General features: G+C 38.6%; 16 protein-coding genes. 13 read left to right on the top strand and 3 right to left on the bottom strand.

The window, feature by feature from the left end; genetic code table 11:
- Positions 1-40: 40 nt before the first annotated feature.
- From thrC to AC27H3_RS01605, 4 genes are all read left to right on the top strand, one after another.
- Positions 41-1,327 (top strand): threonine synthase, encoded by a 1,287-nt coding sequence (thrC, locus tag AC27H3_RS01620; RefSeq protein ID WP_487103177.1) that lies wholly within the window; start codon positions 41-43, stop codon positions 1,325-1,327.
- A 431-nt stretch (positions 1,328-1,758) separates the two neighbouring features.
- Positions 1,759-2,037 carry a hypothetical protein gene (locus tag AC27H3_RS01615; RefSeq protein ID WP_487103175.1) on the top strand — a complete coding sequence of 93 codons (279 nt, stop codon included), beginning with the start codon at positions 1,759-1,761 and terminating at the stop codon, positions 2,035-2,037.
- Positions 2,038-2,463: 426 nt separating this feature from the next.
- Positions 2,464-3,156, top strand: coding sequence for a uracil-DNA glycosylase (ung, locus tag AC27H3_RS01610; protein ID WP_487103173.1), 693 nt, complete (start codon positions 2,464-2,466; stop codon positions 3,154-3,156).
- Positions 3,157-3,383: 227 nt separating this feature from the next.
- Complete coding sequence (locus AC27H3_RS01605) at positions 3,384-4,916, top strand: aminotransferase class V-fold PLP-dependent enzyme (protein WP_487103171.1); 1,533 nt, start codon at positions 3,384-3,386, stop codon at positions 4,914-4,916.
- A 73-nt stretch (positions 4,917-4,989) separates the two neighbouring features.
- Here the strand turns inward: AC27H3_RS01605 and AC27H3_RS01600 are convergent, their stop codons facing one another.
- On the bottom strand, positions 4,990-5,556 hold the full coding sequence (locus AC27H3_RS01600) for a GNAT family N-acetyltransferase (protein WP_487103169.1): 567 nt from the start codon (positions 5,554-5,556) through the stop codon (positions 4,990-4,992).
- A gap of 104 nt (positions 5,557-5,660) precedes the next feature.
- On the opposite strand from AC27H3_RS01600, the gene AC27H3_RS01595 reads away from it, so the two are divergent.
- Positions 5,661-6,998, top strand: a complete 1,338-nt coding sequence (locus AC27H3_RS01595; protein ID WP_487103167.1) for an NAD(P)/FAD-dependent oxidoreductase — start codon at positions 5,661-5,663, stop codon at positions 6,996-6,998.
- An 85-nt stretch (positions 6,999-7,083) separates the two neighbouring features.
- Here AC27H3_RS01595 and AC27H3_RS01590 read toward each other — a convergent pair whose 3' ends face one another.
- Together AC27H3_RS01590 and AC27H3_RS01585 are read right to left on the bottom strand one after the other, a co-directional pair.
- Positions 7,084-8,037: a D-2-hydroxyacid dehydrogenase gene (locus AC27H3_RS01590; protein ID WP_487103165.1), complete on the bottom strand. Its 954-nt coding sequence runs from the start codon at positions 8,035-8,037 to the stop codon at positions 7,084-7,086.
- Between the two features lie 84 nt (positions 8,038-8,121).
- Positions 8,122-8,367 carry a DUF2164 domain-containing protein gene (locus AC27H3_RS01585; protein WP_487103163.1) on the bottom strand — a complete coding sequence of 82 codons (246 nt, stop codon included), beginning with the start codon at positions 8,365-8,367 and terminating at the stop codon, positions 8,122-8,124.
- Between the two features lie 244 nt (positions 8,368-8,611).
- Here AC27H3_RS01585 and iscX point away from each other — a divergent pair, with 244 nt between their 5' ends.
- The 8 genes from iscX to hisS all read left to right on the top strand — a co-directional run bounded on the left by iscX (position 8,612) and on the right by hisS (position 17,794).
- Positions 8,612-8,812, top strand: coding sequence for a Fe-S cluster assembly protein IscX (gene iscX / locus AC27H3_RS01580; RefSeq protein ID WP_085301431.1), 201 nt, complete (start codon positions 8,612-8,614; stop codon positions 8,810-8,812).
- Positions 8,813-8,952: 140 nt separating this feature from the next.
- Entirely contained in the window at positions 8,953-10,647 is a 1,695-nt protein-coding gene (locus AC27H3_RS01575) for an NAD-dependent malic enzyme (RefSeq protein WP_487103161.1), read from the top strand.
- 283 nt (positions 10,648-10,930) lie between these two features.
- The gene (ndk, locus tag AC27H3_RS01570; protein WP_126667789.1) at positions 10,931-11,362 is read left to right on the top strand and encodes a nucleoside-diphosphate kinase; all 432 of its coding nucleotides are present in this window, start codon (positions 10,931-10,933) and stop codon (positions 11,360-11,362) included.
- Between the two features lie 277 nt (positions 11,363-11,639).
- Positions 11,640-12,785, top strand: a complete 1,146-nt coding sequence (rlmN, locus tag AC27H3_RS01565; RefSeq protein ID WP_487103159.1) for a dual-specificity RNA methyltransferase RlmN — start codon at positions 11,640-11,642, stop codon at positions 12,783-12,785.
- A gap of 41 nt (positions 12,786-12,826) precedes the next feature.
- Positions 12,827-14,143 carry a type IV pilus biogenesis/stability protein PilW gene (gene pilW / locus AC27H3_RS01560; protein WP_487103157.1) on the top strand — a complete coding sequence of 439 codons (1,317 nt, stop codon included), beginning with the start codon at positions 12,827-12,829 and terminating at the stop codon, positions 14,141-14,143.
- Positions 14,144-14,155: 12 nt separating this feature from the next.
- A complete protein-coding gene (locus AC27H3_RS01555) occupies positions 14,156-15,199 on the top strand; it encodes a RodZ domain-containing protein (protein WP_487103155.1) in 1,044 nt (347 codons plus the stop codon).
- 47 nt (positions 15,200-15,246) lie between these two features.
- Entirely contained in the window at positions 15,247-16,365 is a 1,119-nt protein-coding gene (gene ispG / locus AC27H3_RS01550; RefSeq protein WP_273311757.1) for a flavodoxin-dependent (E)-4-hydroxy-3-methylbut-2-enyl-diphosphate synthase, read from the top strand.
- Positions 16,366-16,519: 154 nt separating this feature from the next.
- Positions 16,520-17,794: a histidine--tRNA ligase gene (gene hisS / locus AC27H3_RS01545; RefSeq protein WP_487103153.1), complete on the top strand. Its 1,275-nt coding sequence runs from the start codon at positions 16,520-16,522 to the stop codon at positions 17,792-17,794.
- The last annotated feature ends 4 nt before the right edge of the window (positions 17,795-17,798 follow it).

Genomic DNA, 17,798 nt, shown 5'->3' with positions numbered 1-17,798 from the left:
GTAAAAAGTAAGCTGAAGAAACCCGATATAGGAATTGAGTGTGAAATTTTATAATTTAAAAGAAAATGATGAAAAAGTCAGCTTTGCTGGTGCGGTAAAGCAAGGCTTAGGGCGTAATCAAGGATTGTTTTTTCCAGAAGAAATGCCGCGCCTTGAGAATATTGAAGCCATACTAGCGTTACCTATGGTCGAGCGCAGCGTTAAAGTGCTTTACCCATTTGTTAGTGACGATTTAACTGAAGCGCAGTTAACTGAAATAGTAACCGATGCCTTTAACTTTCCAGCTCAAATACAACCTATTAGCGAAAAACGCGCGATACTAGAGCTGTTTCACGGGCCAACACTTGCGTTTAAAGACTTCGGTGCGCGTTTTATGGCTAAGTGTTTACAAGCTTTCAGTCAGAATAAAAAAATAACAATATTAACCGCGACCTCTGGTGATACAGGTGCTGCGGTAGCTCATGCTTTTCATGGCATTGAGAACATTGAAGTAGTTATTTTATACCCGAAAGGTAAGATCAGTTTATTACAGGAAAAAATGTTCACCACTTTAGGCGGAAATATCCGTACGATAGCGGTTGAAGGCACGTTCGACGATTGTCAGTCTTTAGTAAAACAATCTTTTGAAGATAAAGAATTGAAAGAAACTATCGGGTTAAACTCGGCTAACTCAATCAACATCAGTCGTTTGTTAGCGCAAATTTGTTATTACTTTGAAGCTGTGGCGCAACTTTACCGTCAAAAAGGTGCTGAAGCGTTGAACGACATCGTATTTTCAATTCCAAGTGGTAACTTCGGTAACTTAACCGCTGGGCTATTTGCCAAAGCTTTAGGTTTGCCAATTAAGCGCTTTATTGCTGCAACCAATGCCAACGATACCGTACCGCGTTATTTAGAAACTGGCGAATGGACACCTAATGATACCGTAGCGACAATCTCTAATGCCATGGATGTTAGTAACCCGAATAACTGGCCACGTGTTGAGCACATGCTAAAAGCAGGCTTAGTTGAACAAGACTGTGTTAGCTCTGTATCAATAGACGAAGAGCAAACACAAATGTCGATGATCCAACTAGCAAAACTTGGCTACATAAGTGAGCCACATGCTGCAGTGGCTTACCGAGCATTACAATACAATGCCACGGATACTGAGTTTGGCGTGTTCTTGGGTACCGCACACCCGGCGAAATTTAAAGACATCGTTGAAAGCACTTTAGGCCAACCTATTGGCTTACCAAAAGAACTTGCAGATTGTGCAAGTGAAACCATTCTTTCAACAACAAGCTCTACTGATTTTGCTGAACTTAGAGCGTACTTATTAGCATAACGCTAATAGGTTTATAAACTGATGGCGCATTAGCGGATGTCATATTATTTTAAAGGCAGTGAAAACTGCCTTTTTGATATTTGCTTGTTTTTTTTGAGTATAAATAACCTGAACTCTGGATAAGCAGCACTTGCTCAATGCTTCATTTTATGCCATTTTCTGCGTTAAAACGTCGATAAATAGCGCGCTATTCATAAACGTTTTGCCTTAAAAATGGCATAAAATGAAGCATTGATGATGTCTATTCGTGATGTTCACCTAGCTAGAGCATTTACTTTATCAACTAAGCTTTTGATTCACTTGAGTATCAAGCACTCATTATCCAGAGTTCAGGTTAAATAATATGCTAAGTTTAGAATTATCTATTTAACCCACTAATTATGCTCTGTTTAAAGGCTGCGTTTAGGTGTTAAATCAACTAGGGAAGATTGATGACAAAATTGGAATTTGCGGACAAATTAGAAACGTACTACAAAAAACAAACAATAAATAAATGGTTATTTCTTATATTAGGAGTCGTTTTTATTGTTTTAGTGTTTATGCCAAGCTTATCGTTAGCTTTTTATGACAAGTTTGGATTCGGTTCAACAAGTTTACCTTTTTTAGCCGGACTTTGTCTTGGTAAAGCGTGGCATATTCAAAGGGGCTCAGAAGAGCACGAACTTTTGGTTAACGCGCTATATTTGATTGCTAAGAAAGAGAATAAATAGGAAGGGAAATATAATATTATCTACCTTTAAGTGTTAAAGGCGCTTTCCATTTGAATCATATTAAGTAGGGTCAGATACACATTACTCCTTATTAAGTTAACCATAATAACTTCAACGACTAAATGTACTCAAAGCTTGAATTCGTATGACAGCTAATAATAAATATTATGGCCAATATACTTCAATATATGGTCAATAATACATAAAAGTTAATGTCAGTTATTAACTATCGTAATGTTGTAACAAGCGTGGCAATCTAACTTCATCTCTAGAACCCCACTGATAACTTTTATTCACCATAGCGTTGAAAGTTAGTACGATGCATAGTTGCCCTTAGTAACTATTTTTCATTTCACTCGATGACATACCCCCACATAATGCCTCATAATAGAGCGATACTACAAGTTACCTGGTGCGCTACTCAATATGACAACGTTAAAACCCCAATGGCAAAAAATAATTGCTCATGAGCAACAACAAGATTATTTTAAAAAATTAACCTTAGAGGTAAATACACAGCGTTCGAGTGGCGAGGTGATATTCCCTCTGGAAGAAGACGTTTTTTCTGCTTTTGCTAGTGTTGATTTATCTGATGTAAAAGTGGTTATACTTGGTCAAGACCCATATCATGGCTTAGGAAAAAATGGAGAGTCACAAGCGCATGGCTTAGCGTTTTCTGTACGCAAAGGAATTAAAGTACCACCTTCATTAGTTAATATTTACAAGGAGCTTACGCAAGATATACCTGATTTTAAAACGCCAGAGCACGGCTACCTAGTTGAATGGGCAGAACAAGGTGTACTGTTGCTCAATACCGTACTTACCGTTAAACAAGCGCAGGCGCATTCTCATGCAAAGTTAGGTTGGGAAACCTTTACCGATAAAATAATTGCTGAAATAAATCAACATAACCAAGGTTGCGTATTTTTACTGTGGGGCAGTCACGCACAAAAGAAAGGTAAGAATATAGATCAAGAAAAGCATTATGTACTTAATGGGCCTCATCCATCACCGCTTTCAGCTTATCGTGGTTTCTTCGGCTGTCAACATTTCTCAAAAGCCAACCTTTGGCTAACAGCACAAAATAAAAGCATGATTAACTGGCAAATCAACAATTAAATTTCTTTAATTTTTTACTGCCAATTAAGAAAATAATTTCAGTTCAGTGGGATTTATAAAATTTATTTTCTGAAAATAGATAAAATATAACAATATAGGTTTTTTAATTTGTCTTATGTTTTTATTGTGGATTTTATTTGCTATTTATATTGGTTTGTTGGTTTTTTATTGCTCAACATCTACTAGGTGCTAGTATGTTTTTATTAGCACAAGTTGAGAGTTAGCAAATGTCTTTAGAAAATTATTTTTTACCTTTTCGTCAGCAAGTTATAGGTCAAAATTTACAACATCAAGTTAATGGGAAAACACTTGATATAATATATGCCGATTGGACTGCCAGTGGACGATTATACCAAGCTGTTGAAGATTACCTTACCAATGAATTAGGGCCTTATGTTGCCAACACCCATACTGAAACTAATTTAACGGGCAGTGCGATGACCCACGCTTATCATGATGCTCAGCATGTCATTAAGCGTCATGTAAATGCTTGTGATAACGACGTTTTGATCACCGCAGGTGCAGGTATGACCGCTGTGGTAAATAAATTTCAACGCATTTTAGGTTTACGTATACCTGAGCGCATGCAAGCACAGGTCAGCTTTTCAGAAAATGATAGACCAGTAGTTTTTATCACCCATATGGAACACCATTCAAATCAAACCTCTTGGTATGAATGTGATGTAACACTAGAAATTATCGACCCTAATGAGCAAGGTTTACCTTCGCTTGAACATTTATCGCAATTACTAGAAAAATATCAAAATCGCGCGGTTAAAATAGGATCATTTACCGCTTGTTCAAACGTTACGGGTATTAAAACACCTTACTATGAGTTAGCCGAAATAATGCATCAGCATGGCGGTTTATGTTTTGTCGATTTTGCCGCTTCTGCTCCGTATGTTGATATTGACATGCATCCTAGTAACCCTAAGCAAGCGCTAGATGCGATTTATTTTTCGCCACATAAATTTTTAGGTGGGCCTGGTAGCTCAGGCGTGTTGGTATTTAATAAAGCACTCTATAAAAACAAAGTGCCTGATCATCCGGGTGGCGGCACAGTTACTTGGACTAACCCTTGGGGAAAACATAGCTTTTTTAATAATATAGAAATGCGTGAAGATGGTGGCACCCCTGGCTTTTTACAATGTATTAAAACCGCATTAGCGATCAAAGTAAAAAATGCCATGGGAGTTGATAATATTGCAAAGCGCGAGGCTGAAATAACTCATTATGTAATGGATAACTTAGCTAAAAATGAACACGTTGTTATGTTAGAGCCTAATATTCGTGATCGCTTAGCCATTGTGTCGTTCTACATACCTGGTGCTCATTATAATTTAGTGGTGCGTTTACTCAATGATAAGTTTGGCGTACAAACGCGCGGAGGTTGTTCTTGCGCCGGCACTTATGGCCATATTTTATTGAATGTTGATCAAGATACGTCGTCAAAAATTACCCAACAAATAGATTTGGGGGATTTTGCTGAAAAGCCGGGTTGGATTCGCGCGTCGTTTCATCCTACAACCTCAGATCAAGAAGTGGCGTTTGTGGTTGATGCTATTAATAAGGTAACAGAAAACATAGTCGAGTGGAGCAAAGCGTATCGCTTTAATCCTGCTATAGGTGACTATGAGCATTGTAAACACGACGTGGAATTTCCGAGTTTAGCTAATTTTAATGCTTTAGGAGCTTCAAGATTAAAAGCTAAAACAAACAGCTTCGAAGCACCCTCAATGTTACGCAAATTTTTTGGATAATTTAGCTACCAGAAATACTCGTAAACACGATTAATCGCGAGCAATAGCGATTAATCGTTTGTTCGCTATTTTTTTAGTCGAAAGTAACCATCATTTCAGCGGCCTCACAATGGCAATTGTGCTGGCATACAGGGCATTCGTAACCTGCAAGGCTGAGTTCATGCCATCTGTCTGGGTGTTCTTTAATGAGTTTGCCGCCGCATTTGGTAAAATATTTTACCGCACTATTACCCGGGCTTTGTTTCCATAAGTGACTTACACCAGCAATGGCACCTTGTTGCTTTGCTGCTGCAATTGAGCGTTTTAATAGTTCGCCGCCAATACCATGGCCACGATAGTTTTCATCAACAGTATTGCATTTAAAGTAGCAGACTTGATCAACAGCAACAGGCCATAGCGTTGGCGAACACCACTTGTCTACTTGCCATTGTTGAGCAGCATAAGTAATTCTAAACCCAACTAATTTATCGTCATGATAAACCACAAAACCGGCATTAATGCCATTTTTAAGACCTTTGTTATACCAATCTTGCATGCTATTTTGATCAAGGTAGCCTGCACCGTGTACTTCAGTTGCTAATTTAATCACAAGTTCAAAGTCAGCTGGTGTTAAATGTTGGTAGTTAAGCGCTATGCTCATAAAGTTATTTTAATTGAGTTAGTTATTACAGCATTGTACTGTGTTTTTTGAGATACTTTAAGCGCTCTTATAATGAAAAATAATTTAAAACGTTGGAAGTGAAAATGTACGATCCTTTGCATGATTTATCCCCCGGTTGTAATGAACCTTATCCTGACAGTTATTGGGCAAATGTATCAGGTATAGCGCCAGAGCACGATGGCGCTGTTATCGCAGATCTTGATGTTGATGTGGCTATAATTGGTGCTGGATATACTGGGCTTTCTTGCGCACTGCACTTAGCGCGAGAGCACGGTATTAAGGCGCATGTTTTAGAAGCTAATCAAACAGCATGGGGGTGCAGCGGTCGAAATGCCGGTTTTATTTTGAAATCGTCAGGTCGCAAGTCTTATGGCCAAATGGCTAAGCAATGGGGCGAAGAAGTGATGCGCGGCATCTACCAAGAAATGGCGGCAGGGGTAGATACGGTAAATAGCTTGATCGGCGAAGGCATTGATTGCGACAGGCAAAGTCCGGGTTATATTAAAGTTGCGCATAAACCGAGCAAACTTAAAGAGCTAATTGAGCTGGCAAAACTTCAACAGAACATGTTTGGTTATGACGTTGAAATATTGTCACAAAGCCAAGTACGCGAACAGTACATGGATGACAAAAATGCCTATGGCGCCATTCGTTATCAAGACGGTTTTGGTTTGAATCCATTAAAGCTTGCGTGGGGATATCAAAAATTGACGCGTGAGGCTGGCGCAAAGGTGCATTGCTCTTCGCCCGTTACGCAATGGCAAACTCAGGGTAATAAACAAGTACTGCATACGCCTAATGGCACGGTTAGCGCACAAAAGGTTGTAATAGCCACTAATGGCTATACACCGAAAAATTTTCACTCGCTAACTACTGATAGAACTTTACCTGTATTGTCGCAAATTATTGTCACTGAGCCTTTAACAGAAGCACAAATTGCTGCCTGTAATTTCCTAACTTCAAATGTGGTCATGGATACTCGGGCGCTAAAATATTACTATCGAAAATTGCCTGATAATCGCATTTTATTTGGCGGTCGTGGGGCAATTACCGGCAAAAGTGCTGACGATCCTTATTATGCTCAACGATTACTGTCAGTGCTTAAAACCAGTTTTCCTGCCTTGGCGAATATAAAATACAGTTATGCTTGGTCAGGCTGGATATGCATGGCGTTAGACGACTTACCTCATATTTATCAAAATGATGAGCAATCGGTTTTTTATAGTATGGGCTATTGTGGCAGTGGTGTTGCCTTCTCGGTACAAGCTGGCAAACGTTTAGCGGAGAAAGTGGCTGAAAAAACCGTAACGAATTTACCTTTGTACAATAAGGCGCTGCCTAAATTTCCCTTTGCGCCGTTAAGACGCGTAGGGCAATGGGGCTATTTTCATTATGGTAAAGTTAAAGACCAGTGGTTTTAAAGCGCTTAGTTAAGGCGCCCAATTTAGGTACTTAATTTAGGTACTTAGTTCAGATGCTTAAATAGGGCGCTTTTAACTCAAATTTTTAATCGAGGCGATTAACACGATTACCTTGTTGAAACGCAACGATATTATCGGCAACTAAGTTAAGTAAAGCTTGTTGTGCTTGCTCGCTTGCCCAAGCAATGTGAGCGGTGATCTTTAATTTACTCGACTGAGCAGCTAAAAGTATATGATCTTCTGGCGGTGGCTCTTGTTCCAGTACATCTAAAATTGCACAAGCTAATTGATTATTGTTGAGTGCGGTTAATAAGTCATGATTATTAATTAATGCTCCTCTGGCGGTATTAATTAATACAGCACTATTTTTCATTTGGCTAAAAACTTCGGCGTTGAATAAGTTTTCAGTTTCAGCTGTTTGAGGGCAATGCAAGGTAATGATGTCTGCTTGAGCAACAACCTGGTTAAATGCGATTCTATCAGCACGAATTGTTGTAGCATTAGGTCGGTCAGCGATTAACACCTGCATATCAAAAGCACGGGCTATAGTTGCTACTTGGCCACCTAATGCCCCGTAACCAATAATGCCAATTGATTTCCCTGCTAATTCACTACTGCCTTTGCCGTGCAGACAAAACGTTTCACTTTTTTGCCACTGGCCTTCACGGGTATTGTTATTGTGATCTTCAATATGGCTATAGTACGACAGCAGTTGCGCAAACACATATTGTGCGACTGAATTCTTGGCATAGCCACTAACATTAGTAACGGCTATGCCAAGCTTACGTGCGGCGTTAATATCAACATTGTTATAGCCTGAGGCGGTTATACAAATAAGCTTTAAATGCGGTAACTGTTTTAAAGTTGTGCTATTTAGAACGACTTTATTAGTCAATATGACTTCGGCGGTTGAACAATGCTTTAGTACCTGCTCGGGTGTCGTTGTTGAGTGAAAATCAAACTTGTTGATAACTTTATTGAGTGCTGATAAATCAAGCGAAGGGCTAAAGGTTTGATAATCCAAAAATACCGCGTGCATGTTACATCCTCAGAAGGAAAATTTTTCTAAGTTTATAACACTTTATACACACGAGCGACTCCATTATTCATCAGTAAGTGTTGTTTAACCTACCGGTAATTCTAATTCAACAATTTGCTCGGAAATCAATTCAAGCTTTTGAGACATTAATGTTTGAGCATCGAATAAACCTCGATTGTAATAAATGGCTCCTAGTTCTTTGGTAAAAAAATCAAGTAGAAAGTCAGCATCAAACTGTTCAAGTTCTTGATCTAGCTCTCGGCTGAAGTAACGTTGTAGTTTGTCGATTAACAGTGACTTTTCAGCCTGAGAAAATTGAACTGGCGACATAGTATATTCCTTGAAATTAATTTTGTGAGAGTAAACGCGGTTAATTGGTATTATACTCGTAAAACGGACACTAATTTAAGTAACATGCATTGAATAAATCAACTTTTAAGCAATGGTGGCATACCGACTGTCAGTTTTGTCGAAAATCTAGAATGATTGTTTTCTGGCTAATTTTGATGTTAGTTGCAGACGGGCTTTGGTTTGGTTTAATTATTCACTAATAGCATAAAAACAAGGTAACACTATGACTTATCGCTGGACAGATTCACTAGATATTGCGCTTGATTTGATCGAAGAACACCCGGATGTTGATCCGATGAAATTACATTTTCCTGAGTTAATGCAGTGGGTGCTCGCCTTAGAAAATTTTGATGATGATCCTAAACATTGCGGCGAGCGTGTACTTGAAGCAATTCAGTTAGCGTGGATTTCTGAGAGCGACTAGCCAGAATTTGTTCTGTTTACATTAATATTATTTAATAACCAATTTTAACTTTTTTAAAACTGATATTTGATTATAATGCGCACACCGTTATTTTCATGATGAATTTTCATCATTCACCTAAAGCATAAAAAGATTCAACTATGACATCTGAAAAAAATCAACGTCCTTTATATATCCCTTACGCAGGCCCTAGCTTACTAGAAACACCACTATTGAATAAAGGTAGTGCATTTAGCGAAGAAGAGCGATCGCATTTTAATTTGACGGGTTTATTACCACCACGATTTGAAAGTATTGATGAACAAGTTGAACGCGCCTATATGCAGTATCGTAGTTTTGATACTAACTTAAATAAACATATTTATTTACGCGCTATTCATGACAATAACGAAACCTTATTCTTTAAATTAGTGCAGGCGCATTTGGCTGAAATGATGCCAATTATTTATACCCCCACGGTAGGTGATGCCTGTGAGCAGTTTTCTGATATTTATCGCAGCTCTCGTGGTTTGTTTGTATCTTATGATCAGCGCCACCAGCTTGACGACATTTTACGTAACGCGACAAAAAACAAAGTTAAAGTTATTGTTGTTACCGACGGTGAACGCATTCTTGGTCTAGGCGATCAAGGCATTGGCGGCATGGGTATTCCTATTGGCAAGCTTTCGCTTTATACCGCTTGTGGTGGTATTAGCCCAGCTTACACCTTACCTGTGATGCTTGATGTAGGCACGAATAACCAAAAGCTATTAAACGATCCTATGTATATGGGCTGGCGTCATCCGCGTATTGAACAAGATAAATATGATGAGTTTTTAGACATGTTTATTAGTGCCGTTAAACGCCGCTGGCCGCATGTGTTATTACAATTTGAAGATTTTGCACAGCCAAATGCTACGCCATTATTAAACCGTTATCGCGATGAAATTTGTTGTTTTAACGACGATATTCAAGGTACTGCATCTGTAACTGTTGGCACCTTGTTAGCAGCGTGTAGAACTAAAAATGTTGCATTATCTACGCAACGTGTGGCTTTTGTTGGTGCGGGCTCAGCAGGTTGTGGTATTGCAGAGCAAATCATCTCGCAAATGGTCAGTGAAGGTATTTCAGAACAACAAGCACGTAGCCAAGTATTTATGGTTGACCGTTTTGGGTTGTTAACTGAAGGCATGGTAGGTTTACGTGACTTTCAAGCTCAACTTGTACAACCAAAAGCGTCATTAGCATCATGGAATATTGCCGGTGAGTACGCTTCTTTGCTTGAAGTAATGCTTGGCGCGCAGCCAACCATTTTAATCGGTGTTTCAGGTGTACCAGGTTTGTTCACTGAAGCGGTTATTAAAGCGATGAAATTAACTTGTGATTTACCGGTAATATTTCCGCTAAGTAACCCGAGTCGTCAAGTTGAAGCGACTCCAGAACAGGTAATTAACTGGACTGATGGTGAGGTTATCATAGCTACCGGTAGCCCATTTGACCCGGTTGAATACAAAGGCGAGCTTTACCCAATTGCCCAGTGCAACAATAGCTATGTTTTCCCAGGTATTGGTTTAGGCGTGATATCAGCAAATATTAATCGTGTTACTGATGAAATGTTAATGGCAGCAAGTGCGATGTTAGCGCAAGCTTCTCCTTTAGCAAATAATGGCACAGGTGAGTTATTGCCTCCTTTAGTAGAAATTGCCGACTTAAGTAAAAAAATTGCTTTCGCCGTTGCTCAAGTTGCCTTTGAACAAGAGTTAGCTTTACCACTTAGCGATGAACAACTTTTAGAGCATATTGAACGTAATTTTTGGACACCTCAGTATCGACAATATCGCCGAGTGAGTATTTAAATCTACTTCTTGTAGTATTTATGTAAACGATTGATAAACGCTCACAATGATGAGCGTTTTTTTTTGGCTTGAGTAATCATTCATAACAAAATTACCGTAAGCCCAACAAGAAACATCAGCTTTAGTCAGCGCAGACCCACAGTTATATATTCCCTTACGTAATATCTCCTAATGCAAACCCTACAGTGAAAAATGATAACCCTAGGCATTTGCATTTAATTCGTCTATAATCGCGCCAAAATTTATACCGTATTTTAATTCTAATTTTATTGAGAGGGCTATCATGGCTATCGAACGTACTTTTTCTATCGTAAAACCAGACGCAGTTGCTAAAAACTTCATTGGTCAAATCTACAACCGTTTTGAAACTGCTGGTTTAAAAATCGTTGCTTCTAAAATGATTCACTTATCAAAAGAAAAAGCTGAAGGTTTCTACGCTGAGCACAGCGAACGTCCTTTCTTTGGTGCTTTAGTTGAATTCATGACTTCTGGTCCTGTAATGGTTCAAGTTTTAGAAGGCGAAAACGCTGTTCTTAAAAATCGTGAAATCATGGGTGCTACTAACCCTGCTGAAGCTCTTGCGGGTACTATTCGTGCTGACCTTGCTGATTCAATTGACGAAAACGCTGCTCACGGTTCTGATGCTTTAGAATCAGCAGCACGTGAAATTGCTTACTTCTTCGCTGACGAAGAAATTTGCCCACGTACTCGTTAATTTTAAATTTTACAAATTAGCTGTGCTATTTAAGAACAGCTAAATGTAGTTTGAAAATTAATTTGAAGGATTTTACTGTTAATCGGTAAAATCCTTTTCTCTGTTTTATGACCATATAAAATTGAGTGCTTTCAGCGTATATACATAACTGAGAACATTGACCTTTATTTAGTTTAAGCCTGTGTAGGTTTTAAAGTAGAATCACTAAATTGTTTGTTTTGTATAAAAAGCGTACAATTTAATCTGTAAATTTTTGTAGTTTTGAGAAGCTTTTATCATGAGTGATGTAACCGAAGTAGTAACCCCAGTGAAGAAAAAAATTAACTTACTAAACCTTGATCAACAAGGTATGCGAGAGTATTTTGCTTCAATCGGCGAAAAGCCATTTCGTGCTGACCAAATAATGAAGTGGATGTACCATTTCGGCTACGACGATTTTGAGTTAATGACTAACTTGAACAAAAAGCTACGCGAAAAATTGCAACGTGATACAGAAATTAAAGCCCCAGAAATCTCTGAAAAACAAGTTTCAAGCGACGGTACAATAAAATACGCCTTAAGTCTTGAAGGTGGTCAAGAAATTGAAACTGTTTGGATACCTGAAAATGGCAGAGCAACACTTTGTGTTTCATCACAAGTAGGCTGCGCTTTAGAATGTACTTTTTGTTCTACTGCCCAACAAGGCTTTAACCGCAACCTTTCTATGAGCGAGATTATTGGCCAAGTTTGGCGAGTAGCTAATGATATTGGAGCTACGCGCATTGCCGGTACACGTCCAATTACCAATATCGTGATGATGGGGATGGGCGAACCATTACTTAACATGAAAAACCTAATTCCAGCGTTAGATACTATGCTAAATGATCTGGGTTATGGCTTGTCAAAACGTCGTGTAACGGTAAGTACATCAGGCGTTGTACCTGCTTTAGATATGTTAAAAGAAAAGATTGACTGTGCGTTAGCAATATCTGTTCATGCAGGCAACAACACCTTACGTGACGAATTAGTACCAATTAATAAAAAGTATCCGTTAGAAGAGTTTATTGCTGCAGCGGCGCGTTATATTGATGGCTCAAAAGCTAATAAACAGGCAACAATTGAATATGTAATGTTGGATCATGTTAACGATAGTACTGATCAAGCACATGAATTAGCGCATGCATTGAAAGATTTACCGAGTAAAATCAATCTTATTCCATTTAATCCTTATCCTGGTTCGCCTTATAAACGTTCAAGTAATTCTCGTATTGATCGCTTCGATAAAGTACTGCAAAGCTACGGCCTAACAGTGATTACACGTCGAACTCGTGGTGACGATATTGACGCAGCATGCGGGCAATTAGCAGGTGAAGTTTTAGATAGAACTAAGCGCGCAGGAAAAAAAGAGGTGAAAGCTGAGTCAATTTCAGTAAAAATGGTTTAATTACAATTTTTTAACCTTTACTAAGTGACCTCATTTTTATTATGAAAAAACTATTACCGGTGTTTATCGCGTTGCTATCAACAAGCACACTTACCGCTTGTGTGACGCAAAATTATGGCAATGATAAAGACACGCCATTAATTGAAAACGAAACCAGTAACAACGAAATAGCTATGACCCGCATATCGCTTGGTTTAGGTTACTTAAAAATGGGTAACACTCAGCAAGCTAAACTTAATTTAGAAAAGGCGAAACGTTTTTCGCCTAATTTAGTGCAAGTTTACACCGCTTTTGCACATTATTACGATACTGTTGGAGAACCTGAGTTAGCAACTAAAGCTTATGAACATGCGTTGAGTATTAATAGCCAAGACGCTGATACACTTAATAACTATGGTGTTTTTCTATGCCGCAATGAAAAATACGCAGCTGCTGAAAAACAAATGTTAAAAGCGATAGCGATTCCTAGCTATATTTTAGTCGCGCAAAGTTACGAAAACTTAGCTTTTTGCCAATTAAAAGCTGAGCAATTTGATAAAGCACAAACTTACCTTGAAAAAGCTATAGCTCATAGCCCAAATAGAGCGAGCTCTTTGTTACAAATGATGCGTTTACAATACGCTAAAAGTGACTATAAGTTAGCGCAAACTTACCTTCACCGTTATGAAAAATCGACTCGTCGATTTAGTGCTGATGCTTTAGCCTTAGCGTTTAAAATTTTTCAAAAGCAAGGGAATAAACGTATTTCATCTAACTATGGCAGAATGTTAGTTAAAATGTTCCCAAACTCATTTGAAGCAAAACAATATATATTAAATGAACTTTATCAGATTGATGCAGACAAACTAGCAGAGGTATACCAAGCTTCACTGTTAGGTGAAAGCGGCAAAAAAAGTAAAAAGCGAGTTGTTGTATTATCTCCAAAAACAAGTAAAAAAGTTTCTGATGCAAGTTTAGCTCATTATGGTTTAAAACCTGTGATGGAAAACTCTGTCATGCCAACATCTCAGCAAGAGGCTAATGTAAACGCAGAGAACTCTAAGGCTAACGAGCAAAAACACGCTTCTAAAACGGTTGTTCAAAAAACATTTGTTAATGATAAAGAAACAGAGAATAAGTCAGATAAAAAAACAGATATAACACCGGTAACTGAAGTTAAAGATGAAGAAAATATAGCGCCAGTGGTGTCATTACCCATTCATGTAGTGGCCAAGGGTGATAGTTTGTTTGCTATTTCTAAGCAATACAATATTGTAATGAAAAGTTTAGAGCGTTGGAATAAGTTAGGTCGCCCATATCTGTTAAAAATTGGTGATGTTATTTATCTCGCAGACCCAAAATCAGCGGCTAAACGTTAAGAGAAACGCTTGATGAAGCAAGAGTTAAATACATTGAAAAATGAACAAAATGAATCAGTAGCCGCTACCGACGAAATCAACTTAATTGTTGGTCCTGGAGCGATACTGAAAGAAGCACGAGAAATTCGTGGGTTAAGTGAGCAGCAAGTTGCTGATAAGCTTAACTTTAGATTACGCTTAGTACAAAATATAGAAGTGGACATTTTTGACCGAAGCTTGCCTGAAGCTTTCAATCGTGGTTATCTCAAAAGTTACGCTAAATTGGTAAATATTCCAGAAACTGTGGTGTTAAATAGTTATGATCAGTTAGCTGAAGTACAAAACCAGTGTGCTGGTATGCAAAGTTTTTCTAAGGGAACAGAAAAGCAAGCTGAGCATAAATTGTTAATGTGGATTACTTATCTTATTTTGGCAATATTCCTTACGGCAACAGTGGTCTGGTGGCTTCAAACGCCTTCAGAGCAACCTGAGCCTATTGAATCTGAGAATGTTAACCTAGTTGCGAAAGCGTCAGCTACTAAGGAAACAAACAATAATATCCCGACAACAACTAGCGCTATAACTAATGAAAGTAACCTTGACGATTCAGGTGTAACCGAAAACAATGCAGTTAGTGAAGGTGAAACCTTCGATGTTAATGATGAATTAAATACATCAACAGAAAATGCTACTAATACCGAAACTGTTAATATTGAGACTGAGCAATTAGATAATGGTGTAAGCTCTGCTATACCTAGCGAAACTGTTGAAAGTTCTAATGTTGAAAGCATTACTGATGAAAGCATAACCGAAGAAAGCGAAACTTCATTAATTGCTAATGTGGTTTTTACATTTTCAGGTGACTGCTGGGTTAATATATATGATGCTACCGGTGAAAGAGTTGCTTGGGGTGTGAAAAAGTCTGGCTATGTTATGAAAATTTCGGGTCAAGCGCCTTTCTCTATTACTTTAGGTAAACCTGAGTTAGTGGCAATAGATTACAATGACCTTGCGGTTGATATGACGGGTTTTAACGCTGGAAATATCGCTAAATTCTCACTACCTATGACGCCTTAATTCGGTCATTTTTTGTTTAATTAATATCACAATACTGAAATTTTATTATGTTTAAAGAATCTCCTATTATCCGTCGAAAATCACGTCAAATTATGGTTGGTAATGTGCCAGTTGGTGGCGGCGCACCTATTTCGGTGCAGTCGATGACCAACACGCTAACCACAGATGTGGCAGCAACCGTTGCACAAATTAATGCCCTTGAAGCTGTTGGTGCCGATATTGTTCGTGTGAGTGTGCCGACGATGGATGCTGCCGAAGCCTTTCGTGAAATAAAGTTACAAACTAATATCCCCTTAGTTGCCGATATTCATTTTGATTATCGTATTGCCTTGAAAGTAGCTGAGTATGGCGTTGATTGTTTGCGTATAAATCCGGGTAATATAGGCCGAGAAGATAGAGTTCGCTCTGTTGTTGAATGTGCTCGCGATAATAATATCCCTATTCGCATTGGTGTTAATGGCGGCTCGTTAGAAAAAGATATTCAAGAAAGATACACAGAACCAACACCAGAGGCGTTATTAGAATCAGCCATGCGTCATGTTGATATTCTTGACCGTTTAAATTTTCATGAATTCAAAGTCAGTGTAAAGGCATCAGATGTTTTTCTTGCCGTGGGCGCATATCGTTTATTAGCTAAACAAATTGATAACCCATTGCACCTTGGTATTACTGAGGCAGGTGGCTTGCGATCAGGCTCTGTTAAGTCATCAGTAGGGTTAGGTTTATTGCTTGCTGAAGGTATTGGCGATACCTTACGCGTTTCATTAGCGGCAGATCCTATTGAAGAAATCAAAGTTGGTTTTGATATTTTAAAGTCTTTAAAACTGCGTAGTCGTGGTATTAATTTTATCGCTTGTCCAAGTTGTTCTCGCCAAGAGTTCGATGTTATTTCTACCGTAAATGCTTTAGAGCAGCGTGTTGAAGATATTATGACACCTATGGATGTTTCTATTATCGGTTGTATTGTAAATGGCCCAGGTGAGGCATTAGTGTCTGACTTAGGTTTAACCGGCAGTAGTAAAAAAAGTGGTTATTACCTTGATGGCATAAGACAAAAAGAGCGTTTCGATAACACTAATCTTGTTGACCAGCTTGAACAACGAATTCGCGCAAAAGCTAAGATGCTTGATGCGAGCAATCAAATAGCAATACAAGAGCTAGATTAATTAAGCTTAATTCATTACGCTAGCGGCTGTTATTTACGTTTGATAGCAAACTGCCTATACTATGCGCGATAAATAATGGCGCTCAACAAAAGTATATTTTGTATCAGCGAATGAATTAAAAATGAACAAATACAAATGAGCGAGAAAATAATACGTGAGTAAAGCATTACAAGCCATTAGAGGTATGAACGACTGTTTGCCAGCAGAAACAGGTATTTGGCAAATGGTAGAAACAGTATTACGCCGAGTTGCCAGTAATTACGGTTTTGCAGAAATACGTATGCCTATAGTAGAGTCTACAGCCTTATTTAAGCGCTCTATAGGTGAAGTTACCGATATTGTTGAAAAAGAAATGTATACTTTTGATGATCGCAATGGTGACAGTTTAACATTGCGACCAGAAGGTACGGCAAGTTGCGTGCGAGCAGCTAATCAACATGGGTTACTGTATAACCAAGAGCAACGCTTATGGTATATGGGACCAATGTTTCGCCATGAACGTCCACAAAAAGGGCGTTACCGTCAATTTCATCAATTTGGCCTAGAAGCCTTTGGTATAGCAACACCAGATATTGACGCTGAAATTATTATGTTAACGTCGCGACTTTGGCGGGAACTTGGTATCAATGAATTTGTCACACTAGAGTTAAACTCTTTAGGCTCGAACGAAGAGCGTGGTAAATACCGAGATGCACTTGTAGAATTTTTATCTGAAAAAGAAGATCTTTTAGATGAAGACAGCAAGCGTAGAATGCACACTAATCCATTACGTGTGCTAGACAGTAAGAACCCAGATGTGCAAGCAGCATTAACGGGCGCACCTAAATTAGCCGATTACTTTGGCGAAGAATCGAGTGCACACTTTGCTTCAGTTTGTCAGCGTTTAGACGCTGCAGGGGTAAAGTATGTAATTAATGATCGCTTAGTTCGTGGTTTAGATTATTATAATCGCACTGTTTTTGAATGGGTTACATCTAGCTTAGGCGCACAAGGTACTATTTGTGCCGGTGGCCGCTATGACGGTTTAGTAGAACAATTAGGTGGAAAAACAACACCTGGTTTTGGTTTTGCATTGGGTATTGAACGCTTAGTCTTGATGTTAACCAGTTTAGAAAAAGCGAATAATGTTAGAGCCCAAGTGGATGCTTACGTTATTATGCTTGGTACTGACGCTGAAATAGCGGGTAATGGCTTAGCTGAGCAATGGCGCGATCAAGTACCAGAAATAAGATTACAATGTCACTGTGGTGGTGGCAATATGAAGAAACAAATGAAGCGTGCAGATAAATCAGGTGCCCAAATAGCATTGATTCTTGGTGAAGATGAAGTAGCTCAAAAAATGGTAACCGTAAAATATTTGCGCGGACAACAAGAACAACAAAGTTTGCCACTAGAACAAGTGGCAAGCCTTTTAACAAATTTACTTTAAGGGT

It is taken from the genome of Colwellia sp. NW0002-52-1, assembly GCF_057550865.1.
The sequence above is the reverse complement of the archived record's forward strand: the minus strand, read 5'-3'. Positions and strand labels throughout refer to the sequence as shown.

Excerpts from the sequence above, each read along its gene's own strand:
- AC27H3_RS01615 (WP_487103175.1), top strand. The coding sequence starts at position 1,759 with ATGACAAAATTGGAATTTGCGGACAAATTAGAAACGTACTACAAAAAA.
- AC27H3_RS01575 (WP_487103161.1), top strand. The coding sequence starts at position 8,953 with ATGACATCTGAAAAAAATCAACGTCCTTTATATATCCCTTACGCAGGC.
- AC27H3_RS01600 (WP_487103169.1), bottom strand. The coding sequence starts at position 5,556 with ATGAGCATAGCGCTTAACTACCAACATTTAACACCAGCTGACTTTGAA.
- AC27H3_RS01590 (WP_487103165.1), bottom strand. The coding sequence starts at position 8,037 with ATGCACGCGGTATTTTTGGATTATCAAACCTTTAGCCCTTCGCTTGAT.
- AC27H3_RS01585 (WP_487103163.1), bottom strand. The coding sequence starts at position 8,367 with ATGTCGCCAGTTCAATTTTCTCAGGCTGAAAAGTCACTGTTAATCGAC.
- iscX (WP_085301431.1), top strand. The coding sequence starts at position 8,612 with ATGACTTATCGCTGGACAGATTCACTAGATATTGCGCTTGATTTGATC.
- pilW (WP_487103157.1), top strand. The coding sequence starts at position 12,827 with ATGAAAAAACTATTACCGGTGTTTATCGCGTTGCTATCAACAAGCACA.
- AC27H3_RS01605 (WP_487103171.1), top strand. The coding sequence starts at position 3,384 with ATGTCTTTAGAAAATTATTTTTTACCTTTTCGTCAGCAAGTTATAGGT.
- ispG (WP_273311757.1), top strand. The coding sequence starts at position 15,247 with ATGTTTAAAGAATCTCCTATTATCCGTCGAAAATCACGTCAAATTATG.
- AC27H3_RS01555 (WP_487103155.1), top strand. The coding sequence starts at position 14,156 with ATGAAGCAAGAGTTAAATACATTGAAAAATGAACAAAATGAATCAGTA.
- ung (WP_487103173.1), top strand. The coding sequence starts at position 2,464 with ATGACAACGTTAAAACCCCAATGGCAAAAAATAATTGCTCATGAGCAA.
- AC27H3_RS01595 (WP_487103167.1), top strand. The coding sequence starts at position 5,661 with ATGTACGATCCTTTGCATGATTTATCCCCCGGTTGTAATGAACCTTAT.
- ndk (WP_126667789.1), top strand. The coding sequence starts at position 10,931 with ATGGCTATCGAACGTACTTTTTCTATCGTAAAACCAGACGCAGTTGCT.
- rlmN (WP_487103159.1), top strand. The coding sequence starts at position 11,640 with ATGAGTGATGTAACCGAAGTAGTAACCCCAGTGAAGAAAAAAATTAAC.